At 62.2% G+C, this 20,490-nt stretch carries 20 protein-coding genes; 2 read left to right on the forward strand and 18 right to left on the reverse strand.

Annotated elements, in window-relative coordinates; translation table 11 throughout:
* Positions 1 to 32: 32 nt before the first annotated feature.
* The 4 genes from ACFX5Q_RS16855 to ACFX5Q_RS16870 form a co-directional block, all read right to left on the reverse strand.
* Positions 33 to 827 (reverse strand): hydroxypyruvate isomerase family protein, encoded by a 795-nt coding sequence (locus ACFX5Q_RS16855; RefSeq protein ID WP_192259910.1) that lies wholly within the window; start codon positions 825 to 827, stop codon positions 33 to 35.
* Between the two features lie 78 nt (positions 828 to 905).
* Positions 906 to 1,694, reverse strand: coding sequence for an ATP-binding cassette domain-containing protein (locus tag ACFX5Q_RS16860; protein ID WP_404279759.1), 789 nt, complete (start codon positions 1,692 to 1,694; stop codon positions 906 to 908).
* Positions 1,694 to 2,797, reverse strand: a complete 1,104-nt coding sequence (locus ACFX5Q_RS16865; protein WP_192259912.1) for an ABC transporter permease — start codon at positions 2,795 to 2,797, stop codon at positions 1,694 to 1,696. Before ACFX5Q_RS16865 ends, ACFX5Q_RS16860 begins: the two co-directional genes overlap by 1 nt.
* Positions 2,798 to 2,899: 102 nt before the next feature.
* On the reverse strand, positions 2,900 to 3,850 hold the full coding sequence (locus ACFX5Q_RS16870; protein WP_192259914.1) for a sugar ABC transporter substrate-binding protein: 951 nt from the start codon (positions 3,848 to 3,850) through the stop codon (positions 2,900 to 2,902).
* A 178-nt stretch (positions 3,851 to 4,028) separates the two neighbouring features.
* Between ACFX5Q_RS16870 and ACFX5Q_RS16875 the strand changes: the two genes are divergently transcribed.
* Together ACFX5Q_RS16875 and iolE are read left to right on the forward strand one after the other, a co-directional pair.
* Positions 4,029 to 5,024 carry a LacI family DNA-binding transcriptional regulator gene (locus ACFX5Q_RS16875; protein WP_203277929.1) on the forward strand — a complete coding sequence of 332 codons (996 nt, stop codon included), beginning with the start codon at positions 4,029 to 4,031 and terminating at the stop codon, positions 5,022 to 5,024.
* 87 nt (positions 5,025 to 5,111) lie between these two features.
* Complete coding sequence (gene iolE, locus ACFX5Q_RS16880) at positions 5,112 to 6,035, forward strand: myo-inosose-2 dehydratase (RefSeq protein ID WP_192259916.1); 924 nt, start codon at positions 5,112 to 5,114, stop codon at positions 6,033 to 6,035.
* A gap of 154 nt (positions 6,036 to 6,189) precedes the next feature.
* Here the strand turns inward: iolE and ACFX5Q_RS16885 are convergent, their stop codons facing one another.
* From ACFX5Q_RS16885 to ACFX5Q_RS16950, 14 genes are all read right to left on the reverse strand, one after another.
* The gene (locus ACFX5Q_RS16885; protein WP_192259918.1) at positions 6,190 to 7,017 is read right to left on the reverse strand and encodes a 3-methyl-2-oxobutanoate hydroxymethyltransferase; all 828 of its coding nucleotides are present in this window, start codon (positions 7,015 to 7,017) and stop codon (positions 6,190 to 6,192) included.
* Positions 7,018 to 7,048: 31 nt separating this feature from the next.
* On the reverse strand, positions 7,049 to 7,363 hold the full coding sequence (locus ACFX5Q_RS16890; protein ID WP_192259928.1) for a MocE family 2Fe-2S type ferredoxin: 315 nt from the start codon (positions 7,361 to 7,363) through the stop codon (positions 7,049 to 7,051).
* A gap of 45 nt (positions 7,364 to 7,408) precedes the next feature.
* Positions 7,409 to 8,494 (reverse strand): fatty acid desaturase family protein, encoded by a 1,086-nt coding sequence (locus ACFX5Q_RS16895; protein WP_404279970.1) that lies wholly within the window; start codon positions 8,492 to 8,494, stop codon positions 7,409 to 7,411.
* 82 nt (positions 8,495 to 8,576) lie between these two features.
* Entirely contained in the window at positions 8,577 to 9,758 is a 1,182-nt protein-coding gene (locus ACFX5Q_RS16900) for an aldose 1-epimerase family protein (RefSeq protein WP_192259930.1), read from the reverse strand.
* Between the two features lie 4 nt (positions 9,759 to 9,762).
* Positions 9,763 to 10,539 (reverse strand): ATP-binding cassette domain-containing protein, encoded by a 777-nt coding sequence (locus ACFX5Q_RS16905; RefSeq protein ID WP_192260139.1) that lies wholly within the window; start codon positions 10,537 to 10,539, stop codon positions 9,763 to 9,765.
* 2 nt (positions 10,540 to 10,541) lie between these two features.
* On the reverse strand, positions 10,542 to 11,546 hold the full coding sequence (locus ACFX5Q_RS16910; protein ID WP_246501960.1) for an ABC transporter permease: 1,005 nt from the start codon (positions 11,544 to 11,546) through the stop codon (positions 10,542 to 10,544).
* A 58-nt stretch (positions 11,547 to 11,604) separates the two neighbouring features.
* Positions 11,605 to 12,549 (reverse strand): substrate-binding domain-containing protein, encoded by a 945-nt coding sequence (locus ACFX5Q_RS16915; RefSeq protein WP_192259934.1) that lies wholly within the window; start codon positions 12,547 to 12,549, stop codon positions 11,605 to 11,607.
* A 25-nt stretch (positions 12,550 to 12,574) separates the two neighbouring features.
* Positions 12,575 to 13,489 (reverse strand): sugar phosphate isomerase/epimerase, encoded by a 915-nt coding sequence (locus ACFX5Q_RS16920; protein ID WP_192259936.1) that lies wholly within the window; start codon positions 13,487 to 13,489, stop codon positions 12,575 to 12,577.
* A 55-nt stretch (positions 13,490 to 13,544) separates the two neighbouring features.
* Positions 13,545 to 14,630 carry a Gfo/Idh/MocA family protein gene (locus ACFX5Q_RS16925; RefSeq protein WP_192259938.1) on the reverse strand — a complete coding sequence of 362 codons (1,086 nt, stop codon included), beginning with the start codon at positions 14,628 to 14,630 and terminating at the stop codon, positions 13,545 to 13,547.
* A 35-nt stretch (positions 14,631 to 14,665) separates the two neighbouring features.
* Complete coding sequence (locus tag ACFX5Q_RS16930; protein WP_192259940.1) at positions 14,666 to 15,727, reverse strand: ABC transporter ATP-binding protein; 1,062 nt, start codon at positions 15,725 to 15,727, stop codon at positions 14,666 to 14,668.
* 1 nt (position 15,728) lies between these two features.
* Complete coding sequence (locus ACFX5Q_RS16935; protein WP_192259942.1) at positions 15,729 to 16,820, reverse strand: ABC transporter ATP-binding protein; 1,092 nt, start codon at positions 16,818 to 16,820, stop codon at positions 15,729 to 15,731.
* The gene (locus tag ACFX5Q_RS16940; RefSeq protein WP_192259944.1) at positions 16,817 to 17,776 is read right to left on the reverse strand and encodes a carbohydrate ABC transporter permease; all 960 of its coding nucleotides are present in this window, start codon (positions 17,774 to 17,776) and stop codon (positions 16,817 to 16,819) included. Before ACFX5Q_RS16940 ends, ACFX5Q_RS16935 begins: the two co-directional genes overlap by 4 nt.
* Positions 17,773 to 18,633, reverse strand: a complete 861-nt coding sequence (locus ACFX5Q_RS16945; protein WP_064988056.1) for a carbohydrate ABC transporter permease — start codon at positions 18,631 to 18,633, stop codon at positions 17,773 to 17,775. The genes ACFX5Q_RS16940 and ACFX5Q_RS16945 overlap by 4 nt, the downstream gene beginning before the upstream one ends.
* An 82-nt stretch (positions 18,634 to 18,715) precedes the next feature.
* On the reverse strand, positions 18,716 to 20,329 hold the full coding sequence (locus tag ACFX5Q_RS16950; RefSeq protein WP_192259953.1) for an extracellular solute-binding protein: 1,614 nt from the start codon (positions 20,327 to 20,329) through the stop codon (positions 18,716 to 18,718).
* Between the last annotated feature and the right edge of the window lie 161 nt (positions 20,330 to 20,490).

Raw genomic sequence — 20,490 nt, forward strand, 5'->3', positions numbered from 1 at the left:
TCGAGAGGTCCTATGAATGGGTTGGTGGTAAATCAGATGGTGAAGGCGTCGCGGAAGGCTCCCAGCGCGGCTTCGGGATCGCCGGCGGCCCACGCTTCCATGCCGACGGGGCCGGAATAGCCAATGGCCTTCAGGGCCGTGGCAATCCCGCGCCAGTTGATCTCGCCAGTACCCGGTTCGCAGCGACCCGGAACGTCCGCTACCTGGATCTCGCCGATCCACGGCAGGCACTTGCGGCAAAGCTCAATCAGGTTCCCCTCGCCGATCTGGGCGTGGTAGAGATCGAGGTTCAGGCGCAGCCGCGGGTGGTTGACGTTCGAAACCAGGGCCAGCGTGTCCTCAGCGCGGCCGAAGGGCACACCTGGATGATCGACCGGCAGGTTGAGGTTCTCGAGCGTGAAGGTGACCCCTTCCTTCTCGGCCAGTTCGACGACGCGGCAGAGTGTGTCGCGCGCCTTCAGCCACATGGCACCGGTCACCACTTCGATGGGCTGGACGGGGAGGCCCCTGTCCCCCAGACCGGTACCGTGAAGGTTGAGGCGCTGCACACCGAGCCGCTTGCCGACCTGCGCAGTCTCGCGGGCCGTTCTGATCAGTTCGGCCGCGCCTTCGTCGTCGGTCAGACGACCGGCAAGGTAGCCGTTCATGATCGTGAAGGTCGCGCCAGTTGCTTCCAGCTTATTGAGGTCGTGCTCCGGCCAATTCCAGAGACCGACACCAAAGCCCATCTCCTTCAGGCGCGAGGCGCGCCAATCGATCGGCTTGTCGCACCACAGCATCTCGGCGCAGGCTGCGAGGGGGAAAGGAGAGGTTGTAGGTCCACTCATTGGCGGTTCTCGTATTCTGGGTATGACGACGGGTGGTGCGGCGCGATTGCGCCGCACCGACATGTGAAAAGCTCTCGATCAGATCGTTCCGCCGAGTTCCTCTGAGAGCGACTGCAGCTCCTTGCCGCCTGCCATCAGGTTCTGGAGCTCGTCGATGCCGATCTGATCTTTCCTATAAGTGCCGAGCGTCTTGCCGCGATTGAGCACCGTGAAGCGGTCGCCGACGGCATAGGCGTGACGGACATTGTGGGTGATGAAGATCACACCGAGACCCTTGTTGCGGACCTGGCCGATGTACTTCAGCACCATGGAGGTCTGGGCAACGCCAAGAGCGGACGTCGGCTCGTCCAGGATGAGGACCTTGGCGCCGAAATAAACCGCGCGGGCGATCGCAATACACTGACGCTCGCCGCCTGAAAGCGTTCCAACGGCCTGCTGAGGGTCACGCACGTCGATGCCGATCCTGTGCATCTCGTCTCGTGTGATGTTGTCGGCGTGCTCCATATCCATGCGTTTGAAAGGTCCGAAACCGACCACGGGCTCGCGTCCCATGAAGAAGTTGCGGGTCACCGACATCAGCGGGATCATGGCAAGATCCTGATACACGGTGGCGATGCCGGCATCGAGGGCATCGCGCGGTCCCGAGAACAGGCGCGGCTGGCCTTCGACCAGGAATTGTCCGGACGTCGGCTTGTGCACGCCGGCGAGCGTGTTGATCAGCGTCGACTTGCCAGCGCCGTTGTCCCCCAATAGGCAAAGCACTTCGTTCGCATTGACGCTCATCGACACACCGTTGAGCGCAATGACCGAACCGAAATGCTTGACGATGTCTTTGACCTCGATGAGGGGCGTTTGGGACGTGGCCATCAGCGTTCTCCCGTTACGCGCTTGCGAATGACGTTGTTGAAGATGACCGCGATCAGCAGCATGCCGCCGAGGAAGACGAGGTACCAATCCTGGTCGATCGAGGTGTAGGTAAGGCCGATCAGAACCATGCCGAACACGATCGACCCGAAGAAGGCGCCGATTGCCGAGCCATAGCCTCCCGTCAGCAGGCACCCGCCGATGACAGCTGCGATGATCGCCTCGAACTCCTTCTGGAAGCCGCGGCGGGCGTCGGTCGAACCGGCATCCAGAACAGTGAGAATGGCAACCAGAGTGGCGCAGAGCGCTGTGATTACGAAGAGCGTTGTCTTTACCCTTGCGACCGGCACGGCCGATTTGCGAGCAGCGCGGGGGTCACCGCCGGCGGCGAAAATCCAGTTGCCAAAGCGCGTCCGCAGCAGAACCCATGTTGCAAGAAGGGCGATCGCGATGAACCACAGGATCTCGACGGGAATGCCCGGCACCTTTGGAGCGCCGCTGGGGAATACCTCGATGATGCCCTTCGAGGCCAGCCATGAAAACAGACCAGAAAAAGCGTCTCCCGAGAAGAACGGCGCAAGCGGGCTGCCGGCGACTGCCTCCTTCATGCCGCGAAGCTGGGTGGAACCGCCGCTTGCCCATTTCAAGCCGACCAGCGTCAGCCCGCGTAAAATGAAGAGAAAGGCAAGCGTAACGATAAAGGAGGGCAGGCCGGTGCGCATGGTGATCTGCGCGTTGGTGACGCCGATGAAGACCGCGAAGGCGACGGCAACGATGATCGCGACGCTGAGCGGCGCATGCCAGACGACGAGCGCGGTGCCGAAGACCAAACCGGCAAAGGCCACCATCGATCCGATCGAAAGATCGAACTCGCCACCGATCATGAGCAGCGCAGCGCCGATGGCCAAAATGCCAAGCTGGGCGGCTGGCGCCATGAAGTTCATTATTCCGGCGAGCGTGAACATCGCCGGATTCGCGGTGAAAAAGAAGAAGATTGATACGAGCACCAGGCCCGCAACGGCGCCGAGTTCGGGTCGCCGCAGAAGCGCGGTCATCGAGGAGACCTTCTTCAGCCGCTCATCGGAATGAGATGTGGTCGCAGTCATTATTCTTTCCTCCCGATTTTGGTCCAGATGCTGGCGGACGTGGTCCGCCTTCCGGCACTTGCAAAGGCGGCCCCCGCCGAAGCGAGGGCCGGCAGCTTCGCATTAGCGGATGCCTTGGGAGGATTTCTCGATGACGGAAGCGGCCGTGTCCTTCTCGACGAAGCTCGGACCGGAGGGCACATTGCCAGCGGGGATCGTACCGTAGCGGGCATAGAGCGCGAGGAACGTCACCGGCAGATAGCCTTGCAGATAGGGCTGCTGATCGACCGCGAACAAAGCCTTGCCGTCGGCAACCGCCTTCAGGAAGCCCGCCGACAGGTCATAGGAGGCAACCTTCACCTTGTCGCCGACGCCCATCTTCTCGACGACTGCGACCGCACGCTCGCCGACGAGCGGGGCCGAGAGACCGAGCACCACGTCGATCGACGGATCGGATGTGAGCGCGGCCTGGATCTTCGCTTCGATTTCGGCCGGATCGGCCGTTGTCGGCAGCACGGTCACCTTGCCGCCCTCAAAACCCTTTTCGGTGCCGGCACAACGCTGGTCGAGAGCGGCATTGCCCACTTCCTGGTTGACGCAGAGAACGTGCTTCAGGCCGAGGGATTTCAATTTCTCGCCGACCTTGATGCCCGCTGGGCCTTCGTCCTGGCCAACATGCAGCTTGATGCCGAGCTTCTCTGCCGCCGAGATGCCTGAATTCATCGAAATCACCGGAATGCCGGCCGCGACAGCCTTCTCGATTGCCGGACCGAGCGCATCCGGGTCAGGGTCCGAGATGACGATGCCGGCAGGCTTCTGATTAGCGGCAGCCTCGATCAGTTGGCCCATTGCCACCATGTCGAAGGTTTCCGGAGCGCGATAGTCGACTTTGACATTGCTGTCCTTCCCGGCCTGCATCATCCCGTTCTTCACGATGGACCAGAATGGATCTGACGCCTGTCCGTGGGTGACCGCGATAATGGAAATATCCTCAGCTCTGGCGCTGATGGCCACTGAAGCTGCTGCACCGAGGATGACGGCACCGACTGCGAGTCTCTTTAGAATGGATTTCATCTGCTCCTCCTAACGTTGCCGTCTCCTCCTGAGGCGGCAAAAAAGCGAATGCTACCGGGTGCAAATGCGTTTGCTACCGGGTGCAAACGCGTGCATCATAGCTTTTGATACGCTAAAAGCAAGCGTTCATTTCACGGAATCAGAAAATGGAATGGACGTTTCATTTTGTGGAGGCTTCATGAGAAGGCGGGCAACGGCGAAGAACGTGGCAGATGCGGCCGGCGTCTCAAAATGGACAGTTATCCGTGCGTTCACGCCGGGCGCATCGATTACCGAGGAGAGCAAACGTAGGGTTCTGCAGGCTGCAGCGGCGCTTAACTACTCGCCGAACCTCCTCGCCCGCAGCTTGGCCACCAATCTTACGCATCAGGTGGCGATCTTCGTCGACGACTTTGCCAACCCTCAGAAGTTGCCCTTCCTGGAGACTTTGACCGATCGGCTGCAGGCTGAAGGGCTGGTCGCCATGCTGATCAACATCAACAATCACTTCGATCATGTGCGTGCCCTGCTCAACGCGGATCAGCGCCAGGTCGATGCCATCATCATGTTCGGCACTGCTTTTCGCAGCGAAACGTTGAATGACAGGCGGCTGGGCCGGAGCATGCCGCCGATGTTCGTGCTGGCAAGGGACAGCCAGATTGATGGCGTGCCTGCCGTTGTCTGTGACGCCGAGCTGGCGTTGAAGGAGATCGTCGATCATCTTTATGAAAAGGGATACCGGCGTCCGGGCTTCATGGCTGGGGCGCCGGCCCTCTCCACGGCGCTCAGGCGCCGGCATCATTTCATCGATTTCTGGAAACAGAAGGGTGTAGACGAGACCGCGGTGATATCGGCGGAAAGGTATAGCGCGCAGGCCGGAGCAGAATCCGTTCGCCACTATCTTCAGAATACGGACGCCAAGGATAGGGTCGACGTCCTCATGTGCGAGAACGACATCCTGGCCATCGGCGCGCTTGACGAAATCCGCGGGCAGTTTGGCTTGCGTGTGCCGCAGGACATGGCCGTCATCGGCTTCGACAATTACGAGCTGGGCGGAGCATCGGTCTATGGCCTTTCCACATACGAGCAGCCGAAGGACGAAATGGTTGAGGTTGTCATCGAGATGATTACCGGGCGGCGGCCCCCTGAGACTGTCACACTGCCGGGAAAGCTCATCGTCAGGAATTCTGCCTGAGATACTTCTCAGAGCCAATCGGGGAAACGGCGAACGTTGTCCTGCCTAGGCCTCTCAGTTCCAATCGAACATTGTGCAGGGAATGCAATGACCCAGATTGATATCTTGCTGCCGCCCGACGTGCGACTAGCCGTCAGTCCGCTGTCCTGGGCGAACGACGTTCTTGAAGACCTTGGCGCGGATATACCGCTGGAAACCTGCCTGCGTGACGCCGCCGATGCTGGATATCATGGCGTGGAGCTCGGGCGAAAGTTTCCGCGAGATGCAAACACCCTGAGCCCGCTGCTTGCTAGCCATGGTCTCGCCCTGGCGTCCGGCTGGCATTCGGGAAAACTAGCTGAACATGGCGTTGGCGAAGAAATGGAAGCGGTCGCCAGCCATGCCGGCCTCCTGCACGCGATGGATTGCAAAGTGATGGTTTACGGCGAGGTCGCGATGATGACGCCGGGATCGCCGCTCGATGTTCCGATGTCAAAGCGAGTAATCATGCCAAAGGCGGACATGGCTGCGTATGCTGCGCGGTTGACCGAGTTCGCGAAGCGTCTTGCCGAGGAGTACGATCTTAAACTTGCGTACCATCATCATCTGATGATGGTTGCCGAGACATTCGACGAGATCTCGGGAATCTTCGACAAAGTGGGACCACAGACAGGCTTGCTGCTCGACACCGGTCACGCCGTGGCAGCCGGCTTTGACTACGTCCGACTGATCGAGCGCTTTGGAGACCGTATCAACCATATCCACCTCAAGGATATCCGCAGGCCGGTTCTGGAAGAAGTCCGTACCGGCGATCTGAGCTTCAATGCCGGTGTGCGCAGGGGAGTATTCACAGTGCCGGGAGATGGGATCGTAGACTTCGTCCCAATTGCCCGCTTTGTCAGGGATCAAGGTTATGGCGGGTGGCTCGTGGTCGAAGCCGAGCAGGACCCAGCGGTCGCCCCACCCCGTCTCGCCGTCGCACGAGCCTTTGAGCATATGTGCGATGTTTTCGCCAACCGACCAGATGCGTAGTGGAGGTTCAGTGCTGGCGTTATCAGGACCTCTAGTGTAGCCGCAGGACAATGTCTGCTTTCAGGAAGCGGCCAAGCTGGTCCTAGGGTCGACATGAGGCGCAAAGCAGCCGTTCCGGCGGCCGACCATGGGAATTCGAATTTGTTGCGCGCCGCTAGGCCAGACTATTGGAGAGAGTAGAGTTCGCCTTATTCAGGTGTTCAAAGAACAGGGTTAGTTCGTCCGGAGCCATGTGCACGATATGCCTGTCTTCCGGGTAGCCGCCGCTGTTGACGTCCGCGACATATTCGGAAAACGCCGCGATGCGCTCTTGTTGCAGCCGGTCATATTCGGCGGCGAAGTTGCGGTAGACTTTCGAATGGCGCGGCATGTGACCGCGATTGGTGCCGAGAATATCCTCGGCGAACAGATATTGCGCGTCGCAGCCCGTGCCCGCGCCCATCGACAGCATGATGAGCGGGGTGCGCTCGGAGATCGCTTTCGCCACTTCCACCGGAACCACCTCGATCTCAGCGCCGATAGCGCCGGCGGCTTCCAGCTGCTTGACCGCCTCGAACACATGCATGGCGGTGTCGGCGGTCTTGCCGACCGCCTTGAAGCCGCCGGTCCAGGTGGCGCGCGAGGGGATCAGGCCGACATGGCCGATGACGGGAATGGCATCGTCGGCCATGCGCTTGATCGTGGCATAGCCGGCGCTGCAATAGACGGCGTCGGCGCCCGCCTTGTAGAGGCGGAACGACCAGCGAACGAAATCGTCGGCCGTGCCGATCTCGAAAAAGTTGTCGCCCGGCATGGTGAAGAGGCTGGGCGCGGCATCGCGATATTGCGGATTGAGAACCAGTTCCGGCGGCACCGAGACAATGTCGATGCCGGCCCGCTCGGCGGCCTCCGCTTCTTCCAGCGTCAGCACGCGCAGCATGGTCAGTTGTCGCTTGCCCTTCATGGCGCGCAGATCGGCAACGGTCGGTCTCTTTCGGCTCATCGCAATGTCCCTGTTGATTTCGCCCACCGCCTTAGCCGATCTCGATCATCACCTTGCCGGCCTCGATCTTGACCGGATAGGTCTTGAGGTTGACGCAGACCGGCGCGCCCTTGGCCTGGCCAGTCTTGTAGTTGAAGCGGCCATTGTGCTTGGGGCATTCGATGATGTCGTCCATCACCAGCCCCTCGGCGAGATGCGCCTTTTCATGCGTGCAGAACCCGTCGGTCGCGAAGAACTCGTCGTCCGGCGAACGATAGATCGCGAAAGTGCGGCCGCCATGGTCGAAGCGGATCACATCCTCCTCGTCCACGTCGTCGACCGCGCACGCTTCAACCCACTCCGCCATCATCTTTCTCCGGCCATCATCTTTTTCTGGATTACCACGCGACACCTATTCGGCGGCCGCGGCCGTTATGTCGAGATCGTGGAACTCGCCGCGATAGGGCTTGGCCGTCGGCGGCAACTCGCGCTTGAGATAATAGTCCTCGTATTTGAGCTGCCTGAGCAGCACCGGCCACACCTCGCGATAGGCGTGCCACATCGATGGGTTCGGCACCGGAAGGTCGTGCTTGATCAGCTCATGCAGCTTCGGCAGCGCGTGATAGGGTACCATCGGGAACATGTGATGCTCCACATGGTAGTTCATGTTCCAGTAGATGAACCGGCTGATCGAGTTCATGTAGACCGTGCGCGTGTTCAGCCGGTGATCGGTGACGTTGTCGGCCAGCCCGATATGCTGCAGGAGGCCGGTAAGCACCATGTGCCAGGTGCCGTAGAGGCGCGGCAGGCCGATCAGCACCAGCGGTATCCATGATTTAAGCGCGATCGCGAGAGCGATCGTCGCGGCGTAGACGACCATATGCCACCGAGCCGCGATCACCGCCTTATGCTGCTCCATTTCCGGGATGTAGCTCTTCTCGTCCTCCGATAATTTGCCGAACGCCTGGCGCACCAGTGTCGGCAGCGAATAGCGGAAGTCGAGGATGCCGGTGAAGGCGAGCGCCGCCTTCAAGAGATCCGGCGGCCGCATCACCGCGATCTCGGCGTCGCGGCCGACGATGATGGTGTCGGTGTGGTGGCGCGCATGGCTCCAGCGCCATTGCACCGGATTGCGCATCAGCATGAACGAGGCGATGTGGTAGACGACATCGTTCATCCAGCGCGTGCGGAAGGCCGTGCCGTGGCTGCATTCATGCCAGCGCGAGTCGCTCGACGAACCGTAGAGCACGCCATAAACGAATAGAAACGGCACGACCCACCATGTGCCCCAGAACCAGATTATGCCGGCGGCCGAGCCCAGGATCAGCACGATCCAGATGAGGGTGTCGCGGATCGCCGGCCCGTCGGAGCGCTGCATCAATTCCTTCATGGTCTTGCGCGACACGTCGGTGTGGTACCACTCGGCCGAGGCAAGTCCGGTCTCGATCGCCCGTCGCGTGCCTTCGCCGACAAGGCTGTAGTCGCGCTTCTTCGCCATCGTCACATTGGCCTCCAATATTCACGCACCGCTGGTAATCCGGTCCGCCGGCCGAAGGGCTTGCCAAGGATAATTGTCACGCTCATGTCATGCCCGCCAGTCTTGGAAACATGCCGGACGGCTGAGGGTAATCCTGCTCGGGCTGGCGGGCGATCGCCGCGATCCTGCCTTCGGCGCCGGCGATCGCCTCCTTGCCGTCGAGGACGCGGAAGACCGCGTCATAGGCGCGGGTCTCGCCGTGCTCCAGCCAGATCATCTCGCCACGCTCGCGCGCGGCAAGATTGCCGAGCACATGGTGTGTTGACGGTTCGATGCCAAGCGCATACTGCCCGGCCTGGAAATTCTGCCACTCGTAACAACAAGGCAGTTGGTCCTTGCGGGTGACGACCTCGAAGCCGAGGCCGAGGCGGTCGTTGACTACGGCCACAGGCACCTCGCCCCTGGCGTCGGCGCCGAGCTCATGCTGCCACACCTGTTCGCTGAAACCGAACTGAGGCGCCGGCACGGTCCGGTAGCCGATCTTCTGCGCTTGGTAGCGCTCGCCGGCATGCGCGGCCCAGACCACGTCGCGGATCGGCGCCAGGTAGCGCGAACCTTCGTCGAGCAGCGGATGCCCGACATTGACATGGTAGAAATACATGTGCGGCGTGCGGTGGAAGCCGTGATTGACGACGCGGTCCGAAACCCGGATTTCACTGCCGCCGAGATCGGCCTCGATGCGGCGGATGAGGTGCAGATCCTCGCCGAACACGCTTGCCTGCTGGACGATGCCTTCCGCCCACAAAACACAGCGGTCGCCGTCCCAGCTTTCGCCATAGCCGGTCAGCCGCGCGGGGATGGTTCCAACGCGGCCGTGCAGTGAATGCGTGACCGTCTTGCGTCCAGGATAATTATAGTTTTCGGCCGGAACCTCGTTGCGGCCGAGAATGTGGTCGAGGCCGCAGGTGACGAGCAGGCCGGAGAAGGATCGCCCCCAAGCAAACCCATCCTCGCCTTCATAGTCGTGCAGGCCCGGGTTGCGGAACCCGCTCGGCGAATGCCAGCCGATGGCCTGGCCCTTATATTCGCAATCGGCGATGTCGAGCGCCCGGTCGACGAGCGCGGTGAAGCGCATGCCCGAGCCGGTGCGGAACTCGAGCATGCGGATGCCGCGCTCGACACCGTCGCCAAGCGTCATCAGCCGCACGCCGGCGAATTGCGACAGCATGCCGGAACGTTCGGCGACCTGCCGGCGCGAAAGCATCTGGCCGTAGAGCTTCACCATGCCGTCACAGCGCCCTTTTCATCAGGGACGACAGGTCGGCGCCGGTTATCAGGCTTTCCACCGTCAGAAGGTCGGTGTCGGCGACGGTCTGCTCGGCGACGATCTCGCCGCGCCGCATGACGACGATGCGGTCGGCGACTTCGAACACATGGTGGATGTTGTGGGTGATCAGGAGCACCGAATGCCCTGCCTCGCGCATCTCTTTCACGAAGCGTAGCACGCCATGCGTTTCCTCGACGCCGAGATTGTTGGTCGGCTCGTCGAGGATAATCACCCTGGCGGCGAACTGCATGGCGCGCGAGATCGCGATCGACTGCCGCTCGCCGCCGGACAGCGTTGAGATCAACGCGTCAGCGTCGAGCTTCTTCGAGATGCCGACACGCTTCAGCAGCGCCGAGGCAGCATCGCGCAGCTTGGCGAGATCGAGCGGCGCGAAGACGCCGAGCCATTTGAGATTGACCGGCTCGCGGCCAAGGAACAGGTTGCGCGCGATGCTGAGGTCGGGCGCCAGCGAGGTGTCCTGGTGGATGGTCTCGATGCCGAGATCCATCGCCTCGCGCGTCGAGCGGATCGAGACCTTCTCGCCGCGCACATAGATATCGCCGCGATCGATTGGGAAAAAGCCGGAGATCGCCTTGATCAGCGTCGACTTGCCGGCGCCATTGTCGCCAAGCAGCGCCACCACCTCGCCCTCCTTGAGCGTCAGCGAGGCATTCTTCAGCGCGCGCACGCTACCGAAGGATTTTTGCAAATTCTGCAGCCGGAGCACTTCCTGCATCATCATCAGCTCCTCGCAGCGTTTTTCTGCAGCAGCGCGTGCAGGATGAGCATGGCGAGTATAATGACGCCGACGAAGATGTTGTAGGCGAGCCCGGGCACGCCGACGAGCACGATGCCGTTGCGGATCGCGCGCAGCATCAGCGCGCCCACGATGGTGCCGAGGATCGTGCCGCGGCCGCCGGTGAGCGCCGTGCCGCCGACCACCACCATGGCTATCACTTCGAGCTCATAGCCGGTTCCCGCCACGGGCGAGGCCGCCGAGATGCGAAAAGCGCTGATCATGCCGGCGAGCCCGGCAAGCACCGAGGTCAGGATGAACAGCCATATCTTGACGGCATCAGCCGGCACGCCGCGCGCCACCGCCGCGCTGCGGTTGGAGCCGATGGCGCTGATCCAATTGCCGAGCTTGGCGTAGCGCAGCACATAGACCGCAAGCAGCGACAGCCCTATGAACCACCAGAGCGAGGTATAGAAGCGAAACGCGCCGATGTTGAAGCTGCCAGCAAGCAGCGTGACGAAGAAGCCCGGCTGGTCCCAGGACTTCAGCGGAAAGCCCTGCGTGATGTAGAGCGCCGCCCCGCGCACGACGAGCAGAATCGACAGCGTCACCAGGAAAGACGAAATGCCGATCTTGGTGACGATCAGCCCGTTGATCGCACCGATCGCGATGCACAGGACAAGCCCGGCCAGCAAAGCGATGCCGATAGCCCAGCCGCCGTTCTGCACCAGAAGCATCACCACCACCGGCGCCAGTCCGAACACGGCGCCGACGGACAGGTCGAATTCGCCCGCCGTCAAAAGCAGCGTCATGCCGAGCGCGATGATGCCGAGCTCTGGCAGGAACGCCATCATGTTGGAGATGTTGAGCGGCGACAGGAAATTGCGGTCGGCGATGGCGAATACCGCAAGCAGGACAATGAGGATGACGAGCGAGGAGAATTGCGGCGAGCGTATCAGGCTCGATCTGCGTTTCCCGACAGGCATCTCGTCTTCTGCGGCGATCGTCATGACTGTTTGAACCATGCTTGAAGGACGCCCGCCGCTTTCGCAGCGGGCGCTGCTTTTCTCACTTCTTGTCGTAAAGCTTCAGGATCGGGTCGACGCTGGAGGCGTCGTAGAGACCGAAAGTGTGGATGTCGTAGCCGATCGGTTCGCCCGACGCGGCGAGCCCGAGCAGTGCCACCGGCATGAAGCCCTGCGCGGACGGGTACTGCCAGGCGGCGGCGTTGACGAAGCCATCCTTGACGGCCTGCGCCGTCTCCTTGGAATTGCCCCAGCCAACAACCGGGATCTTGCCCGCCGGCACGCCCGCGCCGTCGAACACACGCTTGACGCTGGCCGCGACGGAATCGCCGAGCGCGATGATGGCCGGCGGATTGTTGGCAACCATATAGTCGGTCATCTTGGCGATGATGCCGGCCGGATCGGTGCCGCAATCGACCACGTCGTATTTGATGCCGAGCGGGTCGAAAACGCTGGCGATCCCCTCGGTTTCCAGCTGCTGATAGCTGGCGCCGGGAACCTCCACCGGCAGGAACACCTTGTCGCCCTGCTTCACCATCTTGTGGTCGACGAGATACTTCGCCCAGATCGCGCCGGCCTCCTTGAGATCTGCGCCGACATAGGCCTGGCGCCCGGTCGCCGGATCGTCGGTGTTGAAGAACACGATCGGGATGCCGGCCGCCTTGGCCGCCTTCACTTCTTCCGTCCACAGGCCGGGCTGCGCCGACGTGGTGGCGATGCCGTCGGGCTTGGCGGCAAGGGCCGAGTTGAAGGCCTCCTTCTGCGCCGCCATGTCGCCGCCGCTGAAGGAGATCTTGCAGGTCACTTTGAGCTGGTCGCAGGCCTTGGTCGCGCCGGCGTTCCAGTCGATCCAGAAGGCATCGGAAGGTCCACCATGCGACAGCAGATAGAAGGTCTTCTGGCCATCCTGTGCCCGCGCCGTCGTACCGAGGGCGACGCCGGCGAGCACTGTCGCGGCGGCCGCCAATTTACAAGCGAATTTCAACATTCTTTCTTCCCTCTGTTTGGAGCCATCACAGGCCGTTGGCGCGGAACTTCCCGTCGAGGAATGTCTTGGCGCGCGGCACGTCGTCTTCCGACAGATGCTCGATGATAACGGGGATGTTCGGATGCTTTTCCGACAGCCGCTTGAGGTAGAGATCGTAGTTCAGCGAGCCGAGGCCGGGCGCCGGCAGTTCGATTTCGCCGACGCCACGGAAGGTGTGGCTCTCCAGTGCATCCTCGTCACCGATATCGACGTGCTTCTCGGACTTGTCGCCACCCGAACGCTTGACGTCCTTGGCGTGCGCAATCCTGATCTTGTCGGTCAGCGTGTCGAACACCTGGTTGAGGATCTGGTCCATCTTGTCGATGTTGTGCGTCTCGAAATAATTGGTCGGATCCATCAACAGCCCAAGGCCGGGGTGGTCGACCTGCGCGAACATCTTCACCGTTTCCTCGACCGAGCCGACGACGTTGTTCACATAGGTTTCGAGCAGGAACACAGCGCCGTGGTCGTAGGCTGTCTGGGCAAGGTCGGCGATCACCTTGCGGCATTCCTCAAAACCTTCCTCAGTCTTGTTCTTGGGGTGATGCACCCAGTCAGATTCGGTGTTGTAGGTCCCGGTTTCCGAGATCACGTAAGGCGAGCCGAAATGGCGAGCGTTGCGGATGATCTCCTTGAGATAGCCGACGCGCTTGTCGCGCTCGGCCTTGTCGGGATGGATGATGTTGGTATAGCCCGACACGCAGCAGGCCGGCAGATTGTGGTCGCGGAAGACATCGCGCACCTTCTTCGCCTTGTCCTTGGTGATCTGCCCGGCCGACAGGTCGACATCCTTGAAGTGCAGGTCGAGCTGCACCGTGTTGAAACCGAGGCCGCGGATTTTCTTCGCCGTCTCTTCGAGGCCGTACGGGAAATAGCCCGTGAAAATACCTGCCTGCATCATGGTGTGAATTCCTCCCTGTAAGCGATTCAGTTGTCTGGTGTTTCAGTTGCGGTGATCAGATAGCGATTTCGGAAAGCCTGATCGTGCGGCCCTCCGCCATCGAGCGGTAGCCGGCCTCGACCAGCGCCATCGTCTTGACGTTGTCGGCGACCGACAGCGCCGGCGGCGAGCCTGTCTTCACCGCATGCTGCAATTGTTCCATCACGCCGATGAAGGCATGCGGGAACCACATCGTGTCCCAGCTTGGGCTCACCCACTCGCCGCCGGTCGTCTCGGCCGAGGCATAGGTCAGCGTCGAAGCCGCCCCTGTCGGCCAGCCGATCGTGCCCTTGGCGACGCCCTTGGTACCGTCGACACGCCAGTTGATGTGCTGGTCGTCCTTGTAGCCGTCCTGGCGCGGGCCGGACCAGACGTCCTCCAGCGACACGGCAAGCACGCCCGACGGGAAGCGCAGCGTCGAGACGGTGATGCCGTCCAGATGGTCGAATGTCGTGCGCGGATCCTTGCGCGTCAGCGTCGTGATCTCGTCCGGGTCGCCAAACAGGAAGCGCAGCACGTCGAGATGGTGCACGCTCATATTGGCGAGCGTCAGCCTGTCGTAGTCCTCGAGGAAGGTCTGCCAATGCGGGATGGCATGCATGTCGATCTGCGCGAAGACGATGTCGCCGAGCGCGCCGCTGTCGATGATCTGGTCCAGCACGCGCATCGACTGGTCATAGCGCATGTTCTGGTTGACCGAGAGGATCTTGCCGGCCTTCGCCGCCTCGTCGCGCAGCTTGACGGCTTCCTCGACCGACAGCGCCAAGGGCTTCTGCGCCAGGATGGCCTTGATGTGCTTCTGCTTCAGCGCATGGCGGATCAGCGCCGGCTGCAGGTCGGGCGGAAAGGCCAGATCGATGATCTCGACGTTGGTGTCCTCGATAAGCTGTTCCGGCGTGTCATGCACGGTCGGGATGCCCCAGCGTGTCGCGACCTTTTGCGCGTTCGCGGGCGTGCGTGAGGCGATCGCCACCACCGGAAAGCCTGCCTCCTTGTAGGCTGCCAGATGGCACTCGGCCATGATCATGCCGGCACCGACGCAGCCGATCTTGTATTCCTTGGTGCGGACCTTCACGTCCGGCTCGAAGCCTTTGGCTGTCATGCTTTCCTCCCGAAACTCTGTCCTCGCGGCCGCAATCATCTCGCCAACGCGCCTCCGCTCTGCCCGAAATAATGCACGCGGGCCGGCTCGCAGGATATCGCCACCATCGCGTCAGGCCTGATGTCAGGCTGGCCGCGCAACAGCGCCTTCAGTCGCGCCTGCCCGGCGGCGAGTGTCACGACGGTGTAGCCGCCGAGCGGCTCGACCTCGAACACCCGTGCCGGGCGGCCCGAGCCCCCGCCCGCCCAGGGGTTGACCTTGATGTCTTCCGGCCTCAGCCCGATCTCGACAGCATCAACGGGAGCAGCCTTGTCGGCAATCTGGATCGTGCCTTCGGCCGCTTCGACGCCGCCCTCGCCCCGAGCCGATTTGAGGATGTTCATGACAGGCGAGCCGAGCAGCCGCGCCACATAGGTGTTGGCCGGCCGGTCATAGATCTCGGCCGGGGCGCCGATCTGCCGGATCCTGCCATTGTCCAGTATGGCGATACGATCGGCGATCGACATCGCCTCTTCCTGGTCGTGGGTAACATAGATCAGCGTCTTGCCGAGCTCGCGCTGGATACGCTTCAGCTCGACCCGCGTCTCTTCGCGCAGCCTGGCGTCGAGTGCTGAGATCGGATCGTCCATCAGATAGGCATTGGGATCGCGCACCAACGCACGCGCGATCGCCACACGCTGGCGCTCGCCGCCCGAAAGCTGCGCCGGCTGCTTGTGCAGGATGTGGCCGATATGCAGCTTGGCCGCGACGTCGGCGACCCGCTTTTTGATCTGGAGCTCGGCGACGCCGCGTTCGACCAGCGGAAAGCGCACATTGTCGAGCGCGCTCATATGCGGGAACAGCGCCAGATTCTGGAACACCATCGCCACATTGCGCTCCGCCGGCGAGGCAGCGTTGACCGATCTGCCGCCGATCAGGATTTCTCCGGTATCAGGCGTCTCCAGCCCGAGCACCAGGCGCAGGATCGTCGACTTGCCCGACAGCGGCGGCCCGAAGAAACAGAAGAACTCGTTGTCGTTGACGGTGAACGAGGCGTCGTCGACGGCGAGTGTGTTGCCGTAGCGCTTAGTCACATTGCGAAAGACGATGTCAGCCATCTCAACCTGCTTTCATCGCAACACCAGAGGAGGCATCGAAGACACGTACCGACGACGCGTCGGGGGCGACAACTGCGGTTTGCCCGATCGCCAGCCCGACATCATTGTCGAAGACCGCCTTCACGGCGCCCTCGCCTTGGCCGAGATGGACGATGGTGCGCGCGCCGATGCGCTCGACGAAGGTGACAGGCATGGCAAGCCCGCGCCCGTCTTGCGCCAAAGCCACCTGCTCCGGTCGGAAGCCATAGAGCACATCGCCGCGTGCACCGCGCAAAGTGGCCGCCAGTTCATCCGGCAGCGGCGGTGTGATGCCCAGCGGCCTGAGATCGACGACCAGGCCGCGATCACTCTCCGCCGGCCTGCCCTTGAGCAGGTTCATGCCCGGCGCGCCGATGAAGCGGGCGACGAAGACATTGACCGGATTGTTGTAGACTTCGAGCGGCGTGCCGACCTGCTGCAGCACGCCGTGGTCCATGACGGCGATGCGGTCGGCCATGGTCATGGCTTCGAGCTGGTCGTGGGTGACGTAGACCATGGTCTGCCTGAACTGGCGCTGCAGCTGTTTCAGCTCGATGCGCATGACAGCCCGGAACGCCGCATCGACATTGGACAGGGGCTCGTCGAGCAGGAAGATCGCCGGCTCCATGATCGCCGAGCGGCCGATCGCCACGCGCTGCAAGATGTTGACCGAGAGCCGGTCGGCCTTGCGGTCGAGCAGCGGCGTTAGTTGCAGCAGCTCGGCGATGGCGCCGACGCGGCGGTCGATCTCGGCTTTGGCGGCGCGGCGCATCCTCGGCCCGTAGGCGAGGTTCTGGCGCACCGTCATATGCGTGAAAATGGCATAGTTCTGGAAGACGAAGCCGACGCCGCGCCGGCCCATCGGCACGCCGGCCATGTCGCGCTCGCCAAACAGGATCCTGCCGCTGGTCGGCTCTTCCATGCCGGCGATCATGTTCATCGTCGTCGACTTGCCGCAGCCAGACGGCCCAAGCAGCGCCATGAACTCGCCATCCGCTATATCGAGATCCATGGTCTTCAGCGCGGTGAAGTCACCGAATGTTTTGGTGAGGTTGCGCAGTTGGATCGCGCTCATGCCGGCACCTGCCTTGCCCGCGCCATTCGCTTCATGGCGAACACGGCAACGATGGAGAGCACGATCAGGATGGCGAGCGCGATTGCCGCGACATAGCCCCAGATCAAATCCTGAGTGGTGACCTTGTAAATGTAGACCGAGATCGTTTCGGTGGCGACGCCGGGACCGCCGCCGGTCATGATGTAGAGCGTGTCGAAGATCTTGAAGTTCTCGATCACCCGGATCGCCAGCGCAATGATGATGATGGTCTTCATCTTCGGCAGCACGATGGTGGTAAAGCGCTGCCACGGATTGGCGCCGAGCAGCGTGGCGGCCTTCATCTGGTCCTCCGGAACGCCGACGAGGCCGGCCAGCAGGATGAGGAACATCAGCGGCGTCCACTGCCAGATGTCGGCGATCATCACCGCGATCAGCGCCAGGGTCGGGTCCGACAGCCAGGCGATGGTGACCTGCGTGCCCGATATGGCGGACAGGATGTCGTTCACTGGCCCGCCCGACTGGAACAGCATGAAGAACATGTAGCCGGCCACCGCCGGCACCACCATCATCGGCATCAGCAGGATCGAATAGAAGATGCGCTTGCCCGGGAAATCGTCGGCGAACAGCGTCGCCAGCGCGAGGCCCAGCAGGAATTCCGCCGGCACGCAGACGATCATGACGATGGCCGTGCGCTTCAGCGCGCTCCAGAAGCGCGCATCGGCTGCAAGGTCGGTGTAGTTCGCGAAACTGTTCCACATCTCCCAGGCATTCCACCAGCCGAGGCCCGAAAGCGGCGACCAGTCGGTGACGCTGATGTAGAGCTGCATCAGCAGCGGGAAGACCGAGATGAACAGCACCAGGATCTGCGCCGGCAGCGTCAGCCGGAAGCCGAGCCGCGCGCCTTCGTCACGCAGGGCCGGCTTCAAACGCGCGGCACCCATGTCGTCCTCCGAAACAGTCACAGTCACCGCGCTCATTGCTTGAGCGCCCCGAAGGTGAGACCACGCACCAGATGGCGCTGGATGGCGATGCCCATGATGACGGGCGGCACGGCGGCGATGAGCCCCAGAGCCGCCTTGGCGCCATAGAGCTGGCCGGTCATCGAGGACGACAGCGAGGCCATGTAGACCGGGATCGTCACCCATTCGCGCGTCGTCAAAAGCAGCGCGATCAGATAGTCCGACCAGTTGAGGATGAAGACGAAGAGGGCGGCACTTGCGAGCGGCGCGCGCATCATCGGCAGCGTGATGCGGGTGAAGACGCGCAGCCGCGAACAGCCTTCGACCAAAGCGGCTTCCTCGATCTCGCGCGGCATGTCGTCGAAGAAGGTCTTCATCAGCCAGAAGGCGAAGGGCAGAGTGACGATGCCGTAGATCAGCGCCAGGCCCCACCAGCTGTCGGTGAAATTCAGGAACGACCACATGATCATGACAGGGATCATCACCGCCATCGGCGGAAACAGCCGCAGCTGGATCAGCGCCAGCGGCAGGTTCTGGCCCGAGCCGAAGCGCGACAGGCCGTAAGCCGCGGCCGTGCCCGCCGACATGGCGATGGCGGTGCCGAATACCGCCGACAGAAGCGACGACAGGATCGGCTTCAGTGCGGTGCGGTCGAGCGCGACGATCAGGCTGTTGGTGGATTCGCCGAACACGAAGCGGAAATTGCTGAGCGTCGGGTTCTTCGGCCACCATGTCAGGTCGGCACCGGTCGCCGACCATTCGGCGATCGGCTTGAAGGCCATCGACACCATCCACAGGATCGGCACCAGCGTCACCGCCATCGCCGCGAGGATCGCGGCGTAGCGGAATATCTCGAAAGGAACGGAACGCTTCATCTGGCTGCTTTTCCTGGTGGCGTTGAGTGCGGAGGGGAAGAGCCTTCGCCCCTCCCCTCCGGCTCTGATCCAGGGAGACGGATCAGCTGATCGGATCGAGAACGGTCGGCCAGGCCTCCTTGTTGGTTCGGATGGCTTCGAGCAATTTGTCCTCGCCAATGCGCCGGGCGATCTTCTTCCACTCGGTCTCGGTGTCGGCCATCGCCTGCTCCGATGTCTTGGCCTTGGTCAGCGAGGCCATGAGGTTTTCGTCGAGCGCGTTGTGGAAGGCGGTTGCGCCGGGATAGTTGATGGTCGGCACCGTGCGGGCGACCGTCTCGCGCACCACGTCCATGTGGTAGGCGTGATAGGTCTGGCGTACCAGCGGATCGGAGAAATCCGAAAGCCGGAACGGATCGAGATAGCCGCCCGGGTTGGCGCTCATCCAGGCATAGATGCGGGCCGAGCCCAGCCATTGCAGCAGGAGATAGGCGACCTCCTGGTTTTTCGACTGCGACGAGACCATGCCGGTCAGCGAGAACCACAGCACCGAGCGGCTGATCAGCTTGCCGTCGATCTCGCGGCCGGGCGGCAGCATCGAGCCGATCTTGCCCGTGACGGCCGAATCCTTGTTGCCGGCATTGTCGAGGAATTTCGGCAGGTTGGAGAAGGCGCAGGTCATCGCCGCACCGCCCTTGGCGAAATTGCCGTACTGTTCCGGCCAGCCCCAGGAGATCGCATCCGGGGAGTGGTGGACGAGCGATTCGACATATTCGTCGGTGGCGGCGATGCCGTGTTCGGAATTGATCAGCGGCTTGCCGTCGTCGCCGAACAGGAACTGGTTGGGCGAAGCCATGGAGACATAGCGCTGGTACCAGTTGGTGTAGCCCCAGCCCTGGTTGCGCAGGTCGGTCGAGCCGAACAGGCCCTTGTCCGGGCGCTGGAAGAAGGCGGCGATGTCGCCGTGCTGCTTCCAGGTCTTCGGCGGCGCCAGATCGTAGCCGTACTTGTCCTTGAAAGCCTTCTGCTCGGCTGCGTCACCGAACAGGTCGGTGCGGTAGACCCAGGTCTGGAAGTCGCCGTCCAGCGACACGCCATAGTTCGAGCCGCGATATTTGTTGAGCAGCGACACGCCCTTGGCACCATCGACATAGCCGGTCTTGGGATCGTCCCACTCAGGCTTGTACTGGGCAACGAAGTCGTCGAGCTTGGCGATGCCGCCGGTCTCGGCGAGGTCCCCGAGGCGGTTCCATTCGGTCGAATAGATGTCATAGGCCCCACCCTTGGTGGAGATGTCCTGCATCGTCTTGGTGAATTCCTGGCCGTTCGGCAGGCCGACGATTTCAATCGGAATGCCGGTCTCTTTTTCCCAGAGATCCTTGATCGACGGCGCGCCGGCCGGGAACGGCTGCGTCAGCTGGCCGATCGAGCCGTCCGAAAGACCGAGCACGATCTTGGCCGGCGCCTTGCCGGCGCCCTTCAGCGCCTTGGCCGCGTCGATGGCGCGGCCCTCCGGCGTATCGGCGCCATACTGGTAGCGCTCGGCGCCCTCGAAGCCGGTCGGGCCGCCGATCATGCCGGGTGCCAGTGCGTCGGCGGCATAAGCGCGGCCGGGACGAATGAATTGCGGTGCGATACCCGTGGCGGCTACGAACACCGCCGCCTTTCCTCCGGACGCCAGCAACCGGCGTCGCGATATGCGGATCAGATCAGACATTGGAATTCCTCCCTCAGGGCTCACGTTTCCTCCACGAGCCCATGAGGGATATTGACGGCAGTATCGAAAGGCTGTCAACATCATAAATAATCAAAATACCTCACAACATGGCAATGAAGCGAGGAAATGCGTCACACCGGGGTCCATATGCCGCTCCAGAT

It is taken from the genome of Mesorhizobium sp. IMUNJ 23033 (assembly GCF_044778005.1).
GTDB lineage: Bacteria > Pseudomonadota > Alphaproteobacteria > Rhizobiales > Rhizobiaceae > Mesorhizobium > Mesorhizobium amorphae_A.

Coding starts and splice junctions, on each gene's coding strand:
- ACFX5Q_RS16875 (WP_203277929.1), top strand. CDS start 4,029: ATGAGAAGGCGGGCAACGGCGAAGAACGTGGCAGATGCGGCCGGCGTC.
- ACFX5Q_RS16860 (WP_404279759.1), bottom strand. CDS start 1,694: ATGGCCACGTCCCAAACGCCCCTCATCGAGGTCAAAGACATCGTCAAG.
- iolE (WP_192259916.1), top strand. CDS start 5,112: ATGACCCAGATTGATATCTTGCTGCCGCCCGACGTGCGACTAGCCGTC.
- ACFX5Q_RS16915 (WP_192259934.1), bottom strand. CDS start 12,549: ATGTTGAAATTCGCTTGTAAATTGGCGGCCGCCGCGACAGTGCTCGCC.
- ACFX5Q_RS16910 (WP_246501960.1), bottom strand. CDS start 11,546: ATGACGATCGCCGCAGAAGACGAGATGCCTGTCGGGAAACGCAGATCG.
- ACFX5Q_RS16935 (WP_192259942.1), bottom strand. CDS start 16,820: ATGAGCGCGATCCAACTGCGCAACCTCACCAAAACATTCGGTGACTTC.
- ACFX5Q_RS16925 (WP_192259938.1), bottom strand. CDS start 14,630: ATGACAGCCAAAGGCTTCGAGCCGGACGTGAAGGTCCGCACCAAGGAA.
- ACFX5Q_RS16930 (WP_192259940.1), bottom strand. CDS start 15,727: ATGGCTGACATCGTCTTTCGCAATGTGACTAAGCGCTACGGCAACACA.
- ACFX5Q_RS16950 (WP_192259953.1), bottom strand. CDS start 20,329: ATGTCTGATCTGATCCGCATATCGCGACGCCGGTTGCTGGCGTCCGGA.
- ACFX5Q_RS16940 (WP_192259944.1), bottom strand. CDS start 17,776: ATGAGCGCGGTGACTGTGACTGTTTCGGAGGACGACATGGGTGCCGCG.
- ACFX5Q_RS16890 (WP_192259928.1), bottom strand. CDS start 7,363: ATGGCGGAGTGGGTTGAAGCGTGCGCGGTCGACGACGTGGACGAGGAG.
- ACFX5Q_RS16920 (WP_192259936.1), bottom strand. CDS start 13,489: ATGATGCAGGCAGGTATTTTCACGGGCTATTTCCCGTACGGCCTCGAA.
- ACFX5Q_RS16895 (WP_404279970.1), bottom strand. CDS start 8,494: ATGGCGAAGAAGCGCGACTACAGCCTTGTCGGCGAAGGCACGCGACGG.
- ACFX5Q_RS16900 (WP_192259930.1), bottom strand. CDS start 9,758: ATGGTGAAGCTCTACGGCCAGATGCTTTCGCGCCGGCAGGTCGCCGAA.
- ACFX5Q_RS16885 (WP_192259918.1), bottom strand. CDS start 7,017: ATGAGCCGAAAGAGACCGACCGTTGCCGATCTGCGCGCCATGAAGGGC.
- ACFX5Q_RS16865 (WP_192259912.1), bottom strand. CDS start 2,797: ATGACTGCGACCACATCTCATTCCGATGAGCGGCTGAAGAAGGTCTCC.
- ACFX5Q_RS16905 (WP_192260139.1), bottom strand. CDS start 10,539: ATGATGCAGGAAGTGCTCCGGCTGCAGAATTTGCAAAAATCCTTCGGT.
- ACFX5Q_RS16870 (WP_192259914.1), bottom strand. CDS start 3,850: ATGAAATCCATTCTAAAGAGACTCGCAGTCGGTGCCGTCATCCTCGGT.
- ACFX5Q_RS16855 (WP_192259910.1), bottom strand. CDS start 827: ATGAGTGGACCTACAACCTCTCCTTTCCCCCTCGCAGCCTGCGCCGAG.
- ACFX5Q_RS16945 (WP_064988056.1), bottom strand. CDS start 18,633: ATGAAGCGTTCCGTTCCTTTCGAGATATTCCGCTACGCCGCGATCCTC.